Annotated in this window: 20 protein-coding genes; 7 read left to right on the top strand and 13 right to left on the bottom strand. The window is 63.1% G+C overall.

Going from position 1 to position 13,146, the window contains the following annotated elements; genetic code table 11:
- Positions 1-140 precede the first annotated feature (140 nt).
- The 5 genes from rpsO to MNBBLIKP_RS09160 are packed head-to-tail and all read right to left on the bottom strand — an operon-like array spanning position 141 to position 3,144.
- Positions 141-410, bottom strand: a complete 270-nt coding sequence (gene rpsO / locus MNBBLIKP_RS09180) for a 30S ribosomal protein S15 (protein WP_088309724.1) — start codon at positions 408-410, stop codon at positions 141-143.
- A gap of 5 nt (positions 411-415) precedes the next feature.
- Positions 416-1,315, bottom strand: a complete 900-nt coding sequence (truB, locus tag MNBBLIKP_RS09175) for a tRNA pseudouridine(55) synthase TruB (RefSeq protein ID WP_088309852.1) — start codon at positions 1,313-1,315, stop codon at positions 416-418.
- 4 nt (positions 1,316-1,319) lie between these two features.
- Complete coding sequence (locus MNBBLIKP_RS09170) at positions 1,320-2,012, bottom strand: site-2 protease family protein (protein WP_088309722.1); 693 nt, start codon at positions 2,010-2,012, stop codon at positions 1,320-1,322.
- Complete coding sequence (locus MNBBLIKP_RS09165; protein WP_088309720.1) at positions 2,009-2,563, bottom strand: GNAT family N-acetyltransferase; 555 nt, start codon at positions 2,561-2,563, stop codon at positions 2,009-2,011. The genes MNBBLIKP_RS09170 and MNBBLIKP_RS09165 overlap by 4 nt, the downstream gene beginning before the upstream one ends.
- Positions 2,560-3,144 (bottom strand): thymidine kinase, encoded by a 585-nt coding sequence (locus tag MNBBLIKP_RS09160; RefSeq protein ID WP_088309718.1) that lies wholly within the window; start codon positions 3,142-3,144, stop codon positions 2,560-2,562. Before MNBBLIKP_RS09160 ends, MNBBLIKP_RS09165 begins: the two co-directional genes overlap by 4 nt.
- 107 nt (positions 3,145-3,251) lie before the next feature.
- Between MNBBLIKP_RS09160 and MNBBLIKP_RS09155 the strand changes: the two genes are divergently transcribed.
- Entirely contained in the window at positions 3,252-3,830 is a 579-nt protein-coding gene (locus tag MNBBLIKP_RS09155; protein ID WP_254912983.1) for a YceI family protein, read from the top strand.
- A 9-nt stretch (positions 3,831-3,839) separates the two neighbouring features.
- Here the strand turns inward: MNBBLIKP_RS09155 and rbfA are convergent, their stop codons facing one another.
- The 6 genes from rbfA to rimP are packed head-to-tail and all read right to left on the bottom strand — an operon-like array spanning position 3,840 to position 10,069.
- The gene (rbfA, locus tag MNBBLIKP_RS09150; protein ID WP_088309714.1) at positions 3,840-4,235 is read right to left on the bottom strand and encodes a 30S ribosome-binding factor RbfA; all 396 of its coding nucleotides are present in this window, start codon (positions 4,233-4,235) and stop codon (positions 3,840-3,842) included.
- Positions 4,235-4,642, bottom strand: a complete 408-nt coding sequence (locus tag MNBBLIKP_RS09145; protein WP_369678913.1) for a PaaI family thioesterase — start codon at positions 4,640-4,642, stop codon at positions 4,235-4,237. Before MNBBLIKP_RS09145 ends, rbfA begins: the two co-directional genes overlap by 1 nt.
- A complete protein-coding gene (gene infB / locus MNBBLIKP_RS09140; RefSeq protein WP_088309712.1) occupies positions 4,639-7,158 on the bottom strand; it encodes a translation initiation factor IF-2 in 2,520 nt (839 codons plus the stop codon). The genes MNBBLIKP_RS09145 and infB overlap by 4 nt, the downstream gene beginning before the upstream one ends.
- Positions 7,155-7,901: a DUF448 domain-containing protein gene (locus MNBBLIKP_RS09135; protein ID WP_088309710.1), complete on the bottom strand. Its 747-nt coding sequence runs from the start codon at positions 7,899-7,901 to the stop codon at positions 7,155-7,157. The genes infB and MNBBLIKP_RS09135 overlap by 4 nt, the downstream gene beginning before the upstream one ends.
- Positions 7,882-9,492, bottom strand: coding sequence for a transcription termination factor NusA (nusA, locus tag MNBBLIKP_RS09130; RefSeq protein WP_088309708.1), 1,611 nt, complete (start codon positions 9,490-9,492; stop codon positions 7,882-7,884). Before nusA ends, MNBBLIKP_RS09135 begins: the two co-directional genes overlap by 20 nt.
- A gap of 1 nt (position 9,493) precedes the next feature.
- Positions 9,494-10,069 carry a ribosome maturation protein RimP gene (rimP, locus tag MNBBLIKP_RS09125; protein ID WP_088309706.1) on the bottom strand — a complete coding sequence of 192 codons (576 nt, stop codon included), beginning with the start codon at positions 10,067-10,069 and terminating at the stop codon, positions 9,494-9,496.
- A 303-nt stretch (positions 10,070-10,372) separates the two neighbouring features.
- On the opposite strand from rimP, the gene MNBBLIKP_RS09120 reads away from it, so the two are divergent.
- The 5 genes from MNBBLIKP_RS09120 (at position 10,373) to MNBBLIKP_RS09105 (ending at position 11,536) form a co-directional block, all read left to right on the top strand.
- Entirely contained in the window at positions 10,373-10,579 is a 207-nt protein-coding gene (locus MNBBLIKP_RS09120) for a cold-shock protein (RefSeq protein WP_088309704.1), read from the top strand.
- Between the two features lie 4 nt (positions 10,580-10,583).
- Complete coding sequence (gene infA, locus MNBBLIKP_RS09115) at positions 10,584-10,850, top strand: translation initiation factor IF-1 (RefSeq protein WP_088309702.1); 267 nt, start codon at positions 10,584-10,586, stop codon at positions 10,848-10,850.
- A gap of 83 nt (positions 10,851-10,933) precedes the next feature.
- Positions 10,934-11,086: a hypothetical protein gene (locus MNBBLIKP_RS18040; protein WP_176399724.1), complete on the top strand. Its 153-nt coding sequence runs from the start codon at positions 10,934-10,936 to the stop codon at positions 11,084-11,086.
- 47 nt (positions 11,087-11,133) lie between these two features.
- Positions 11,134-11,334, top strand: a complete 201-nt coding sequence (locus tag MNBBLIKP_RS09110; protein ID WP_088309700.1) for a hypothetical protein — start codon at positions 11,134-11,136, stop codon at positions 11,332-11,334.
- Positions 11,327-11,536, top strand: a complete 210-nt coding sequence (locus MNBBLIKP_RS09105; RefSeq protein WP_088309698.1) for a hypothetical protein — start codon at positions 11,327-11,329, stop codon at positions 11,534-11,536. The genes MNBBLIKP_RS09110 and MNBBLIKP_RS09105 overlap by 8 nt, the downstream gene beginning before the upstream one ends.
- A 10-nt stretch (positions 11,537-11,546) precedes the next feature.
- Here the strand turns inward: MNBBLIKP_RS09105 and MNBBLIKP_RS09100 are convergent, their stop codons facing one another.
- Both MNBBLIKP_RS09100 and pspF read right to left on the bottom strand, forming a co-directional pair.
- The gene (locus MNBBLIKP_RS09100; protein ID WP_088309696.1) at positions 11,547-11,732 is read right to left on the bottom strand and encodes a hypothetical protein; all 186 of its coding nucleotides are present in this window, start codon (positions 11,730-11,732) and stop codon (positions 11,547-11,549) included.
- Positions 11,732-12,754 carry a phage shock protein operon transcriptional activator gene (pspF, locus tag MNBBLIKP_RS09095; protein WP_088309694.1) on the bottom strand — a complete coding sequence of 341 codons (1,023 nt, stop codon included), beginning with the start codon at positions 12,752-12,754 and terminating at the stop codon, positions 11,732-11,734. Before pspF ends, MNBBLIKP_RS09100 begins: the two co-directional genes overlap by 1 nt.
- A 151-nt stretch (positions 12,755-12,905) precedes the next feature.
- Between pspF and MNBBLIKP_RS18035 the strand changes: the two genes are divergently transcribed.
- On the top strand, positions 12,906-13,067 hold the full coding sequence (locus tag MNBBLIKP_RS18035; RefSeq protein WP_176399723.1) for a hypothetical protein: 162 nt from the start codon (positions 12,906-12,908) through the stop codon (positions 13,065-13,067).
- Positions 13,068-13,146: the final 79 nt, after the last annotated feature.

Raw genomic sequence — 13,146 nt, 5'->3', positions numbered from 1 at the left:
CTATTGCCAGCGGGTTTTGCTGCCGGGGATTCCGTCCCGGTCCGGTGTGGGGCGCTCCTGGCCCCGTGATGGCCTGCTCGCCGGATTGCGAGCCAGGTCCAAATGCAAGAAGCGGCCCGCTTGGGGCCGCCTCCGCGTGGTTACTTACGCAGACCCAGCTTCTGGATCAGGGCGTTGTACCGGTCCACATCCTTGCGCTTGAGATAGTCAAGCAGGCTGCGGCGCTTGTTGACCATCATCAGCAGACCACGGCGCGAATGGTTGTCCTTGTGGTGCTGCTTGAAGTGTTCGGTCAGCGTAACGATACGGCTGGTCAGGATCGCCACCTGTACTTCCGGCGAACCGGTGTCGCTGGCCTGGCGGGCGTTGTCCTGGATGATTTCCTGCTTCTTTTCGGGGCTAACCGACATATCATTCACTCCGCGACATCGGAAAGGTTGAACCCCCGCGATACGCGGGCTTCACCGGAGGAAACCTCCAACAGCGCAACAGGCACGCGGCCTGCTTTCGCCCAGTAAAGCCCGTCATCGTAGGGCAGCCCGGTCAGAACCCGGCCCTGGCGGACCATGCTTGCCTGTTCCGGACCGAGGTTGAGAGCCGGGATGTCGACCAGCCCTGCCTCCAGCGGCAAGAGTACGTTCTCAAGCCGCGCGCCCTTACCCACTTCGTTCAGTTTGTCCAGCGAAATCGCCTGTTCGATCCCGAACGGCCCCGCCTTGAGTCGGCGCAGCACGGTAACATGGCCAACCGTGCGGAGCGCCCGGGCGATGTCGCGAGCGAGGCTGCGGATGTAGGTGCCTTTGGAAACGTGGGCAATCAGGGTGACGCTGTCCCCCGCCCCGCCTGACAGTTCAAGCAAATGGACCGTCACCGCGCGGCTCTTTAATTCCACCGCCTCACCCTTGCGGGCCAGATCATAGGCGCGCTGGCCGTCGACCTTGAGCGCGGAATATGCGGGCGGGATCTGGTCGATCGGCCCGGTAAAGCAGGGTAGCACGGCCTCGACCTCGGCCAGGGTTGGCCGGGCCGGGCTGCTGGCAATGACCTTGCCTTCAAGGTCCAGCGTATCGGTCTCCTCACCGAACTTGATCGTGAAAGCATAGATCTTGCTGGCATCGAGCATCCGCCCGCACAGCTTGGTCGCCTCGCCAAGAGCGATCGGCAGGACACCGGTTGCGAAGGGATCCAGCGTACCGCCGTGACCCACCTTGACCTTGCCAAAGCCCGCCTCACGCAAGTTGCGCTTGACTGCACCGACCGCCTGGGTCGATCCAAGCCCGTGCGGTTTGTCGAGGATTATCCAGCCGTGGGGCAAAGGTTCAGCTCCGCGCAACCGCGACGGCAAGATCAAGATAGTGACCGGTCAACCATTCGACCGGCGGAAACACCAATGCGCCAACCACGTTCAGGCTGGGCGAGATCCACGGCAGCACTACCAGCAGCAAGATCATCACCAGCAGGGCCTGCTGGTGCATTCCGGCGAACTTTTCCGCCAGCGGCCGCGGCAACAGTCCTTCGACAATGTGACCGCCATCGAACGGCGGCACGGGCAGCAGGTTGAACAGTGCCAGGAACACGTTGAGCGCGATGAAATTTGTGAGGTTGAGGGCCGTGAACTGGACCAGAGCAGAGGTTTCTTGCACCTCCTGATATTGCCGCAGCAACAGGCCAAGCAGCACCGCACCGATCAGGCCCATAACGAGGTTGCTCGCCGGCCCCGCCGCAGCGACCAGCATCATACCCTGCCGGGGATTGCGCAGCCGGGCCTTCATTACCGGGACCGGCTTGGCAAAACCGAACACCGGCAGGCCTGACAGCTTGAGTAGACCCGGCAGGATGATCGTGCCGAACGGATCGACATGGCGCAGGGGATTAAGGCTCAACCGTCCAAGCTCGGAAGCGGTTGGATCGCCCAGCAGCCGGGCCGTGTATCCGTGCGCCACTTCGTGGAACACGATCGCCACGACCAGCGGGATAATCAGCGAAGCAGCTTGCCAGATGGTATCGTTCATAGTCCCAGTCGCTCCCGATCGCGTTCGACGACCGAAAAGATCGCACTGTCGCGCTCATACCCGGTCCAGGTGATCATGTGATTGCGCAGCACGCCTTCAAAGGTCGCACCGATCTTGCGGCAGGCGGCTTGCGAGCGCTGATTGCGGACATCGACGCACAGCTGGATGCGCAGCAGCCCGCAAGCAAAGCCATGGACGAACAGCAAGCGCTTCATCGCTGCATTAACTGCCCCGCCGCGCTGGGCGGGACGGATATAGGTGTTGCCGATCTCCGCCGAGCGCCGCGCCGGATCGGCATCGATCCAGGCGGTCATCCCGGCCAGTTCACCGTCCACCAGCAGCGCCAGCGGCAGCCGCGCGGGATTGGCCAGCAGCTTGTCAAAGCTCAGGTCAAACTGTGCCGTGGCATAGGAGATCGCATAGATATCCCAGATCGCCGGATCCTCGCCGCAGGCTTCGCGTAAGGCATCGCGGTGACGCTCCTCCAGCGGCTCCAGCCGCAGCGGCCCGTCTTCCAGCACGGCCAGCAGGCCCAATGGGTCAGCTTTCATACCCACCACCCCAGCGCTTCGGTGAAGTGCTTGCGGCATAGCGCGACATAGCGGTCGTTCCCGCCGATCTCGGTCTGCGCCCCCTGCTTTACCGCCACGCCATCGCCATCGACGCGCAGGTTCATGCTGCTCTTGCGTCCACAATGGCACACCGCCTTCAACTCGATCAGCGAATCCGCAATACCCAGCAAGGCCTTGGCACCGGGAAACAGTTCGCCCTGGAAGTCGGTGCGCAGTCCATAGCACAGTACCGGGATTCCGGCCTGATCCGCCACTCGCGCCAGCTGCCAGACCTGGGCCTCGGACAGGAACTGCGCCTCGTCAACCAGGACGCAGGCCAGCGGTTCAACCCGGTGCGCCGCAACGATCCGCTCCCACAGTTGGGTTGCGGCGGAAAACTTGTGCGCTTCGGCATGAAGCCCGATCCGGCTTTCGATGCCGCCGTGCCCAGCGCGGTCATCCAGCGCAGCGGTCCACAGCATGGTCTGCATGCCGCGCTCGCGATAGTTGAAATCGGCCTGCAGCAGCGTGGTCGATTTGCCTGCGTTCATGCTGGAGTAGTAGAAGTAGAGCTTGGCCATGGCGCAACAGATAGGGATTGTGCTGCGAAAGGCCAGTGAGATTGACAGCCAGCTTGCGGACCGGCCATAGCACCACCCGGGCGCGCAAGACGCGAAGGAGTATGTTCTTGCGACGGTTCCGGTATCTGTTTTTGCTGCTGATTTTCGCCCTGGCTCAACCGGCCATAGGGCAGGGATCGGTGCGCCGCTATGTGGTTGACGACGCCAAGAGCCAGGTCGACGCCAAGGTTGCGTTCCTGGGCGTAGCGAGCAAGACCGCACGTTTTCCCGACATGAAGGGGACACTGTCGCTCGACATCAACGATTACCAGCAGGTCAACATGACCGTCGATGTCGATGCCCGCACCCTGACCACGGGTGATTCGGAAACCAAGCGGCTGCGGGGGCGACAGTTCTTTGATGTTGAGCGCTATCCCACCGTCCGGTTCGTTGCACAGAAGCTAGAACTCAAAGGCGATCGCGGCGGAACCGTGACCGGGCTGATGACAGCCAAGGGCGTAACCCGCCCGGTCCAGCTGGTGATCGGTTTTTCGCAAGTGCCTTGGGAAGCAGGGCCGAACGAGCCGCTGTCGATTGTCGGCACCACCACGATCGACCGCCGCCAGTTCAATATGGGTGCTTTCCCGATCCTGATCGGCAACAAGGTCAAGATCACCATCCACGCCCGGCTGGTGCCGGCGATCTAGGGCCAGTATCTATTCCGGATCGAGGTCGCGCTGCACTTTGGGATCGGCCAGCAGGGCATCGATCTTGCTGGCCACGTCAAAGCTTTCATCGCCCAGGAACTTGATTTTGGCGGCATATTTCAGTCGCAGCTTGCCCGCGACTTCCTTCTGGAAGAACGCGGTATGAGTGCGCAGCGCCTTGAGCACCAGTTCTTCATCCGATCCCAGCAGCGGCTTCACGAACACCGTGGCATGGCGCAAATCAGGGCTCATCCGCACTTCGGTAACGCTGACCGAATGCGCAGTCAGCACTTCATCATGCACCATTTGCCGGGTCAGCAATTCACTGAGCACGTGGCGGACCTGTTCCCCCACCTTGAGCAAGCGGACCGAACGGGTTTCGGGCGTGGCGGTTTGGCGGGACATTACAGGCTCCCCGGCCGTGGAGTGGGAATGGCGGTAGAGGTAGCACGAGCCAGGACCTTGCCGGCTGGATCGCACAGTTCCCCTTCAAGGAAAATCACCCGCTTGCCCCGGCGCAGCACCTTTCCGGTGCAGACCAGTGATCCGGCGGGGACCATGTTCAGCAGTGTCATGCTGATTTCCAGGTTGAGCGGTGCCTCAACCCCCTTGGTCGCGATAACGTGTGCCCAGCCCATCGCCTCGTCAAGAAACCCGGCGATCAGACCGCCCTGCACCGCCCCGCGCGGCGTGATGAAGCTGTCCGGCGCGTGGCAGTGCAGCGTCACGGTCTCTGTTGCCGGATCGAACCCGCCAAAGCGGATTCCCATCAGTTCGGCATGGGCCCCGCGCGGTGTGGTATAGTCGCTCACAGCGTCCGTTCGCGCTCCTCGACCTCAAACACTTCGAGCATGTCGCCCGGTTTGATATCGTTGGTATCGGCCAGCACCACCCCGCATTCGAGCCCGGCACGCACTTCGGGGACATCGTCCTTGAAGCGCCGCAGCGAGTGGATGAGCGTCTGTGACACGATAACATCGTTGCGGGTAAGCCGCGCGTTGATGCCCTTCTTGATGTACCCTTCGAGCACCAGCAGACCGGCCGCCTTGTCGCGCTTGCCAGCCGGGAACACTTCCTTGACCTCGGCACGGCCAACCACGTGCTCGATCCGTTCAGGCCCCCAGATTCCGGCCATCTCCTTGGCCACTTCGTCGGTCAGGTGATAGATCACGTCGAAGTACTTCAGCCGTACCTTCTGGCGTTCGATCATCTCGCGCGCCTTGGCATTGGGACGGACGTTGAAGCCGATGATCGGCGCCCCGCTGGCCTGGGCCAGGCCGACGTCGCTTTCGGTGATCGCACCCACACCCGATTGCAGGACGCGGACCTTGATCTCGTCGTTCGACAGTTTGTTGAGCGCATTGACGATCGCTTCGGTCGAACCCTGCACGTCCGAACGGATCACCACCGGGTATTCGATCACGGCCTGCTTGGCAGACAGCGCGGAGAACATGTTTTCCAGGCTGGTCGGTGCGCTGGTGGTGCGTTTGGCAGTGGCACGTTCCTGGCGGAAGGCGGCGACCTCGCGGGCGCGGGCCTCACTTTCGACCACGGTCAGCGTATCGCCGGCCATCGGCACCCCGCCTAAGCCCAGCACTTCAACCGGCAGCGCAGGCGGCGCGGCCTTGATTTGGCGGCCCTTGTCATCAAGCATCGCACGGACGCGGCCTGAATGGGTGCCGACGACCAGAATGTCACCGACCTTGAGCGTGCCGCGCGTGATCAGCACGGTGGCGAGCGGGCCCTTGCCCTTGTCGAGCTTGGCCTCGATCACAGTCGCTTCAGCGGCGCGATCAGGGTTGGCTTTCAGTTCGAGCAGTTCGGCCTGGAGCAGGATCTTTTCGATCAATTCGTCCAATCCGGCCCCAGTTTTGGCCGAAACTTCCACGTCCTGCACTTCACCCGACATGGCCTCGACCAGGATTTCATGTTCAAGCAGGCGCTCGCGGATCTTCTGCGGATTGAATTCGGGCTTGTCGCTTTTGGTGATCGCGACGATCATCGGCACGCCGGCCGCCTTGGTGTGATTGATCGCCTCGACCGTCTGCGGCATCAGCCCGTCGTCACCGGCCACCACCAGAATGACGATGTCGGTGACATTGGCCCCGCGCATCCGCATTTCGGTAAAGGCTTCGTGACCCGGGGTGTCCAGGAAGGTGATCAGTTCACCGCCCTTGGTCTTGATCTGGTAGGCCCCGATATGCTGGGTGATCCCGCCTGCTTCGCCGCGCACCACATCGGTGCCGCGCAGCGCGTCCAGCAGGCTGGTCTTGCCATGATCGACATGGCCCATGATCGTCACTACCGGCGGTCGCGGCAGCAGCGATGCATCATCATCAACGTCCATCGCGGTATCGATATCGACATCGTTTTCGCTCACGCGCTGGATGTTGTGGCCGAATTCCTCGACCAGCAGTTCGGCAGTGTCCTGATCGATCGTCTGGTTGACCGTGACCATCATGCCCATCTTGAACAGCGCCTTGACCAGGTCCGCACCCTTTTCGGCCATGCGGTTGGCAAGCTCCTGCACCGTGATCGCTTCGGGCACGACCACGTCGCGGACCTGCTTTTCACGAGGCTGCGACTGTCCGGCAAAGTGGGCCCGCTTTTCCTTTTCACGGGCCCGCTTGAGCGCGGCAAGGCTGCGAGCGCGCGCACCTTCGTCATCGTTGAGCGCGCGCGTGACGGTCAGCTTACCACCACGGCGTTCGTCGCCGCCCTTGCGGTCGCGAGCGGCGTGTGCCGGCTTCTTGGCGACGGGTTCGGGGCGCTTGGGCGCGGCCACCGGAGTGAAGCGGCGCGGTGCAGGGGCCGCGGCCTCGCTCTTGGTTTCCACTTCGAGCTCGTCGGCCGCTGGCTCAGGTGCGGCAGCGGCAGGTGCTTCAACAGGTTCGACCGCTGCGGGAGCAACTTCGACCACCGTTTCGGCCTTGCGGTTTTCTTCGGCGCGGCGGCGCTCTTCCTCAAGCGCGCGGGCCTTTTCTTCCTGCTCGCGGCGGGTCTGCTCTTCCAGCACGGCCAGCCGGGCCTCTTCAGCCTCACGCAGCAGGCGGGCCTGCATTTCCTGACGGCTTTCGGCCGCAGGAGCAGGGGCGCGCGGCGTGGGAGCAGGCGCAACGGCGGCCGGTTCGGGCGCAGCCGGGGGCGGGGGCGGAGCGGCAAGCGGGGCTTCACCCGGCTTGCCGATCAGCTTGCGGCGCTTCACCTCGACCACCACCTTGTTGGTGCGGCCGTGGCTGAAGGTCTGCTTGACCTCGCCTGCTTCAACCGAGCGCTTCAGGCCCAGGGGCTTCCTGCCCAGCGTCGGTTTGTCGTTGCTATCGGTCATCGCTGTACTTCGCCCTTCACGTCTTCAATCGTCACGACAGGCGGCGCGGCGTGGTGCGCCGTCCGCTTGTCCTCATTCAGTCCGGTCTCGGCCGCCTGCCCCAGAAAGCGCAAGAGGCGCTGGAGCGGGGCCGCAATCCGCCCGGCCGCAGCCGGATCGGTCAGTGCCAAATGGACGACGTTGTCACGGCCCAATGCCACAGACAGCGCCATGCGGTCCAGTGGCAAGGTGATGCCCGTCGTCCCTGATCCTTCGGCTTCGCGCCCAACCCGCCAGGCCTGGTCAAGCTTGCGGCTGCCGTCTTCGCCCGCATCGCGCGCATGCGCCAGCCAGGCAACCACGCCGCCGCGGGCATGTTCCGCGATCCGGTCGGACCCGGTCAGCAACTTGCCGCTTTTCATTTCCAACCCCAGCCGGTCGGTAAAGGCGCGTTGCAGCGCTGCCTCGATCCGCTGCGGCAAGTCGTCTGGAATGCTCAGTGCGGCGCCTTTGTGGGCCCGCGCCAGCGCGCCCTTGAGCTTGCCCTTGGCCATGGCCGTTTCCAGCTCGGCGCGGCTGACCCCAATCCAGGCCCCCCGCCCCGGCGCACGCGCCAGAGCATCGGGCAGGACCAGTCCTTCCGGCGAGATCGCCAGCCGCACCAATGTGTCACGCGTGCCGTGGTCCCCGGAAAGGATGCATTTCCTTTCCGGTCCCCCGTCAGCCTGGTCTGCGCTCAGGCGCTCATTGTGAGGAATCCGCATCGGCGGCCTCCTCGTCAGCGAACCAGTGGGCGCGGGCAGCCATGATGATTTCGTTGCCCTGCTCTTCGCTCAGGCCATATTCGCCGAGCACGCCGCCCTTGTCCTGCTCACGCTCGGGACGGCGCGGGCCGGTCGGATCGCGGCGGCGCTGTTCCTGGCGCTTCTTGGCAATGAGTTCGTCAGTGGCCAGATCGGCCAGATCATCGAGCGTCTTGATCCCGGCCTTGCCCAGCGTGACCAGCATCTGTTCGGTCAGGTGGGGAATTTCGGCCAGATCATCTTCAACGCCCAGCGCCCGGCGCTGTTCGCGGTGCGCTTCCTCGCGCCGATCAAGCGCTTCCTGGGCGCGGCTTTGCAGCTCTTCGGCCAGTTCCTCGTCGAACCCTTCGATCGTGGCGAGTTCCGCCAGCTCGATATAGGCGACTTCTTCCAGCTCGCTGAACCCTTCGGCGACCAGCAGCTGTGACAGGGTTTCATCGACGTCGAGTTCTTCCTCGAACATCTTCGAACGTTCGGCGAATTCCTTCTGCCGCTTTTCGCTCGATTCCGCCTCGGTCATGATGTCGATCTGGCTGCCGGTCAGCTGGCTGGCGAGCCGCACGTTCTGACCGCGGCGACCGATTGCCAGGCTGAGCTGGTCATCAGGAACGACCACTTCGATCCGGCTTTCCTCTTCGTCGATCACCACGCGGCTGACAGTGGCGGGCTGCAGCGCGTTGACCACGAAAGTCGCGGTGTCTTCGCTCCAGGGGATGATGTCGATCTTTTCGCCCTGCAATTCCTGCACCACCGCCTGCACGCGGCTGCCCTTCATGCCAACGCAGGCGCCGACCGGATCGATGCTGGAATCGCGGCTGATCACACCGATCTTGGCGCGGCTGCCCGGATCGCGGGCGGCGGCCTGGATGGTGATGATGCCGTCGTAGATTTCGGGCACTTCCTGCGCGAACAGCTTCTTCATGAATTCAGGATGCGCGCGGCTGAGGAAGATCTGCGGACCGCGGTTCTGGCGCTCCACTTTCATGATCCAGGCACGGACGCGTTCTCCGACACGGGCCATTTCGCGCGGGATCTGCTGATCGCGGCGGATCACGCCCTCGGCGCGGCCCAGGTTGACGATCACGTGGCCGAATTCGACCGACTTGATCACGCCCGTGACCACTTCGCCGGCACGGTCCTTGAATTCCTCGTACTGACGCTCACGCTCGGCATCGCGGACCTTCTGGAAGATCACCTGCTTGGCCGACTGCGCATCGATCCGGCCCAGATCAACCGGAGGCAGCGGATCGACGATAAAATCGCCCAGCTTGGCATCGGCCTGCAGCTTTTGCGCCTGCTTCAGATCGACCTGCTTGAAGTAGTCCTCAACTTCCTCGACCACTTCGACCACACGCCACAGGCGCAGATCGCCGGTACGCGGATCAAGCTTGGCACGGATGTCGTTTTCGGCACCATAGCGGTTGCGGGCGCTCTTCTGGATCGCTTCTTCCATCGCTTCGATGACGATCGACTTGTCGATCATCTTCTCGGTCGCGACGCTGGTGGCGATCGCGAGCAGTTCAGCGCGGTTGGCGGAAATCGGACTGGCCATATCAGTCTTCCTGTTCTTCTTCGAGAATGTCATCGGCCCCGCTGGCGTCCAGCGGGCGGGTTGCAGCGATCAGCCGGTCGGTCAAAACCAGCTTGGCGGATTGAATGTCGGACAGCGGGAAAGAAACCAGACCGCTCTTCTTGTCGTCAAGCGTGACCGTTTCCCCTTCAATCCCCACCAGGTCGCCCAGCAGCGACTTGCGGTTACCATCCACGGGATTAGCCAGCGTGACGCGAGCTTCGTGCCCGGCCCACTGGGCATAATCCTTGGCCCGGGTCAGCGGACGGTCGATCCCGGGCGAGGAGACTTCGAGCCGGTAGGCATCGGTGATCAGCAGTTCGCCGGCTTCTTCCAGCGCGTCGATCCGGTCAGAGATGCGATGCGACAGCGCGGCGCAATCCTCGATCACCAATTGCCCGGTCGCGGGCCGCTCGGCCATGATCTGCAGAGTATATTCCTCTGCATCGGAAAGCGGCCCGATTTCGCCGCCCTTGAAATAGCGCACGCGCACGAGATCGAAGCCGAGGGCCTTGGCCTCGGGCTCGACAATCTCGGTAATGCGCGCGATGTCCGCCACTCAATGCTCCTTGACCGGACGATGTGACAATGGCGTTTCGCGCCGGCCCCTTGCGGCGCCAGCCCCTCCGTTGTGTCACAATGTCGGGATAGGCGGCCAAATAGGCGCGGCGGCGCTCAAAAGCAAGCGGTCATTGCTTTGCTCGTTGTATTTTCGCTTCCGGTGCCCTATATCCCCTTTCGCTAACGTCGCCTGCGACGGAACCTCTTGGCCTGAAGGCCCTCTCGTTCCCTTTCAAGCTACCTTGCTCTCGTGGCTCATTGCTGCGGGGTCACTCATGGTTTCGTGAAAGGAACCCCTCTTATGCCTATCGGCACCGTAAAATTCTTCAATTCCGACAAGGGCTATGGCTTTATCGCTCCCGATGATGGCTCGCCGGACAGCTTCGTGCACATCAGTGCCGTCGAAACCGCCGGGATGTCCACGCTCGACAAGGACCAGCGTCTGAAGTTCGAACTGGAAACCGACAAGCGCGGCCGCACTTCTGCTGTGCAGCTCGAAGCAGTCTGAACGGGTGGCGAAGGAAGACCTTCTTACCCTTGACGGCCAGGTCGATGAAATCTTTCCGGACGGGCGCTTTGGCGTCCTGCTGGAAAACGACCACCGGATCATCGCTTACACCGCCGGAAAGATGCGAAAGTTTCGCATCCGTACGGTGGTGGGCGATCTGGTCCGGGTAGAAATGACCCCCTATGACCTGAGCAAGGGCCGCATCGTTTTCCGGGACAAGGGTCCCGGTGGCGGCGGTCCGCCGGGCGTACGCAAGGGCAAGCGGCGCTGATGCCGCTCCCCAAACGGGAATGCAGCCAGGGCGCTGCATTCCGCACAAGAAAGCGGCGCGCCAGATGCGCGCCGGAGAATAGAATGACCTATAATACCCATTTTACCCTGACCGCGAGCCGGTTTGGCCAGGCCCGGCTGCATGCCGCCCGCCCCGCCATCCAGCCCCGCGGCGCACCCCGTGCGACCCTGACCCGTGATGAGTTGCAACGCGAGGTGATCGCCATACTCGGCTGACGCCGGCCCCAATGACCAGGCCGCACCGGCCGGAAAGACCAGCTCCCATGTCCACCGCCTCGCGCTTTTACCTTGAACAAGCCGATAGCTGCACCAAGGCAGCAGAGGCGGCGGCACTGGCCAACCAGCGCGAGATCCTGCTGCGGTCCCGCGCGGTCTGGCTGGGGCTGGCCGAACGCGAAATCGAAGTCCAGACCGCCCGCGCCGAGCGCGAACGCACCAAACAAGTGGAGACCGCGCATGAATGAAGATTCGATCCGTCCGTTCCTGATCAACCAGGACGTCGAGGGCAACTTCCGCCTGACCGTGCGCGACATCCGCTATAATTCGCAGGGCTACCCGCTGGTCAGCGGCGTGATGCAGGCCGAATGCTTCAAGACTGCGGCAGCGGCCAAGACCTGGGCCCGCACCAATTTCAACGCCAAGGCCGGGCAATATTCGATGAAGTGATGCGGGGCGGCTAGTTGCGGGACACAACCAAGCCCAGCAATGCCACCGCGCCAAGCATTAGCAGCACGCCGAACAAGCAGCCTGCCGCAGCGAGCTTTCGTGCGGACCCGGCCTTATTCGCCGCAGGGGTTCGTTTGAGCAGTGCAGCAAGTGCCTCTACGATGGCCTGAACCAGCCATTCGAACAGCGCTTGCATCACCCCCGCTCCATCAGCCCATGCTTCTTCATCGCATGGCGCAGCTGGTCATAGCTGAGCCCCAGCGCCTTCGCGGTCTGGCGCTGGTTGTAGCGGTGCCGGGCGAGCGCGGTTTCCAGGATCGCCTTTTCGTGCGCATCGACTGCCCCGCGCAGGTCCGTGACCATTTCAATATCGGGCGCGGCGGCGGGTGGCGGGGCTGAGCGATCCGGGTTGCTGTTGTCTGCGCGCGCCGGCGCGGCCGGTTTCCAAGGGCTGACGAAGGGATCGAACTGGATGCTGGCCACCGGCAGATCCCAATTGTCCCAGCGATAGACCGCGCGTTCCACCACATTGCGCAGTTCGCGCACATTGCCCGGCCACTGGTAGTCCTCAAGCTGGCGCCGCGCGAGCTCGGAAAAGCCGGGCCAGGATTCCCAGTGCAGCTCGGCAGCCATGCGGCGGCCGAAATATTCCGACAGCACGCCGATATCCCCTTCGCGCACCCGCAGCGGCGGCAGGGTGATGACTTCAAAACTCAGCCGGTCGAGCAGGTCGGCCCGAAACCGACCGTCGTCAGCCATGCGAGGCAAGTCCTCGTTGGTGGCAGCGACGATCCGGACATCGACCTTGATCGGCCGTGACGATCCGATCCGCGTCACCTCTCCATATTCAACCGCGCGCAACAGGCGTTCCTGCGCCCCACTGGACAGCGTAGCCAGTTCGTCGAGAAACAACGTGCCTTTGTCGGCTTCCTCAAACCGCCCGGCCCGCGCTCTGGTAGCGCCGGTAAAGGCCCCCTGCTCATGACCAAACAGTTCCGCCTCGATCAAAGTTTCCGGCAGCGCCGCGCAGTTCAGCGTGACGAGCGGTTCGGACCAGCGGCGGGACAGCTGGTGCAGGCGTTCGGCGATCAGTTCCTTGCCGGTCCCGCGTTCCCCGATCACCAGCACCGGGCGCTGCAAGGGTGCGGCGCGACTGGCGCGTTCAACCGCGTCAAGGAAGGCAGTGGACTGGCCGACGAACTGCGTGTTGCGCTCCATGACCAATATCTAGTGAAAATTCCCAACATTGGGAAGATATTCCGACATGTCGTTCGTCGATTAGCCACCGAACTGGCGAAAATCCGCCCCGAACCGCATTTGGCACGCCCCTTGCTGAAAGGTGAACAAACCCGCTTCAACGAGGCACATCATGTTCACCAAGTCACTCAAGTCCGCCAGCAAGCTCGACAAGGCGATCACGCTTTCGATCGCCGCAATGCTCGGCATGAACCTCTTCGTCCTGGCCCAGCAAATGCAGGCCGATCCCCTGGTCCAGATCGCGCAGCAGGCCCCTGCCGCGCGGCAGGCCTGAACCGGAAAGGCGCCTGATGGGCAAGGATCCCTTCAATCTAGAGCTTGGGCCGGAACCCGCCCAGCCCCCCGCTGGCGGC

The organism is Novosphingobium sp. B 225 (genome assembly GCF_002198665.1).
In the GTDB taxonomy this organism is placed as follows: Bacteria; Pseudomonadota; Alphaproteobacteria; order Sphingomonadales; family Sphingomonadaceae; genus Novosphingobium.
This window is presented reverse-complemented; position numbering and strand designations above follow the sequence as displayed.

Bases quoted from the DNA above. Each gene is read 5' to 3' on its own strand.
- MNBBLIKP_RS18040 (WP_176399724.1), top strand. From the start codon at position 10,934: ATGACCTATAATACCCATTTTACCCTGACCGCGAGCCGGTTTGGCCAG.
- MNBBLIKP_RS09105 (WP_088309698.1), top strand. From the start codon at position 11,327: ATGAATGAAGATTCGATCCGTCCGTTCCTGATCAACCAGGACGTCGAG.
- MNBBLIKP_RS09165 (WP_088309720.1), bottom strand. From the start codon at position 2,563: ATGAAAGCTGACCCATTGGGCCTGCTGGCCGTGCTGGAAGACGGGCCG.
- MNBBLIKP_RS18035 (WP_176399723.1), top strand. From the start codon at position 12,906: ATGTTCACCAAGTCACTCAAGTCCGCCAGCAAGCTCGACAAGGCGATC.
- MNBBLIKP_RS09100 (WP_088309696.1), bottom strand. From the start codon at position 11,732: ATGCAAGCGCTGTTCGAATGGCTGGTTCAGGCCATCGTAGAGGCACTT.
- rpsO (WP_088309724.1), bottom strand. From the start codon at position 410: ATGTCGGTTAGCCCCGAAAAGAAGCAGGAAATCATCCAGGACAACGCC.
- pspF (WP_088309694.1), bottom strand. From the start codon at position 12,754: ATGGAGCGCAACACGCAGTTCGTCGGCCAGTCCACTGCCTTCCTTGAC.
- MNBBLIKP_RS09120 (WP_088309704.1), top strand. From the start codon at position 10,373: ATGCCTATCGGCACCGTAAAATTCTTCAATTCCGACAAGGGCTATGGC.
- nusA (WP_088309708.1), bottom strand. From the start codon at position 9,492: ATGGCCAGTCCGATTTCCGCCAACCGCGCTGAACTGCTCGCGATCGCC.
- rbfA (WP_088309714.1), bottom strand. From the start codon at position 4,235: ATGTCCCGCCAAACCGCCACGCCCGAAACCCGTTCGGTCCGCTTGCTC.
- MNBBLIKP_RS09170 (WP_088309722.1), bottom strand. From the start codon at position 2,012: ATGAACGATACCATCTGGCAAGCTGCTTCGCTGATTATCCCGCTGGTC.
- MNBBLIKP_RS09110 (WP_088309700.1), top strand. From the start codon at position 11,134: ATGTCCACCGCCTCGCGCTTTTACCTTGAACAAGCCGATAGCTGCACC.
- infB (WP_088309712.1), bottom strand. From the start codon at position 7,158: ATGACCGATAGCAACGACAAACCGACGCTGGGCAGGAAGCCCCTGGGC.
- MNBBLIKP_RS09135 (WP_088309710.1), bottom strand. From the start codon at position 7,901: ATGCGGATTCCTCACAATGAGCGCCTGAGCGCAGACCAGGCTGACGGG.
- MNBBLIKP_RS09160 (WP_088309718.1), bottom strand. From the start codon at position 3,144: ATGGCCAAGCTCTACTTCTACTACTCCAGCATGAACGCAGGCAAATCG.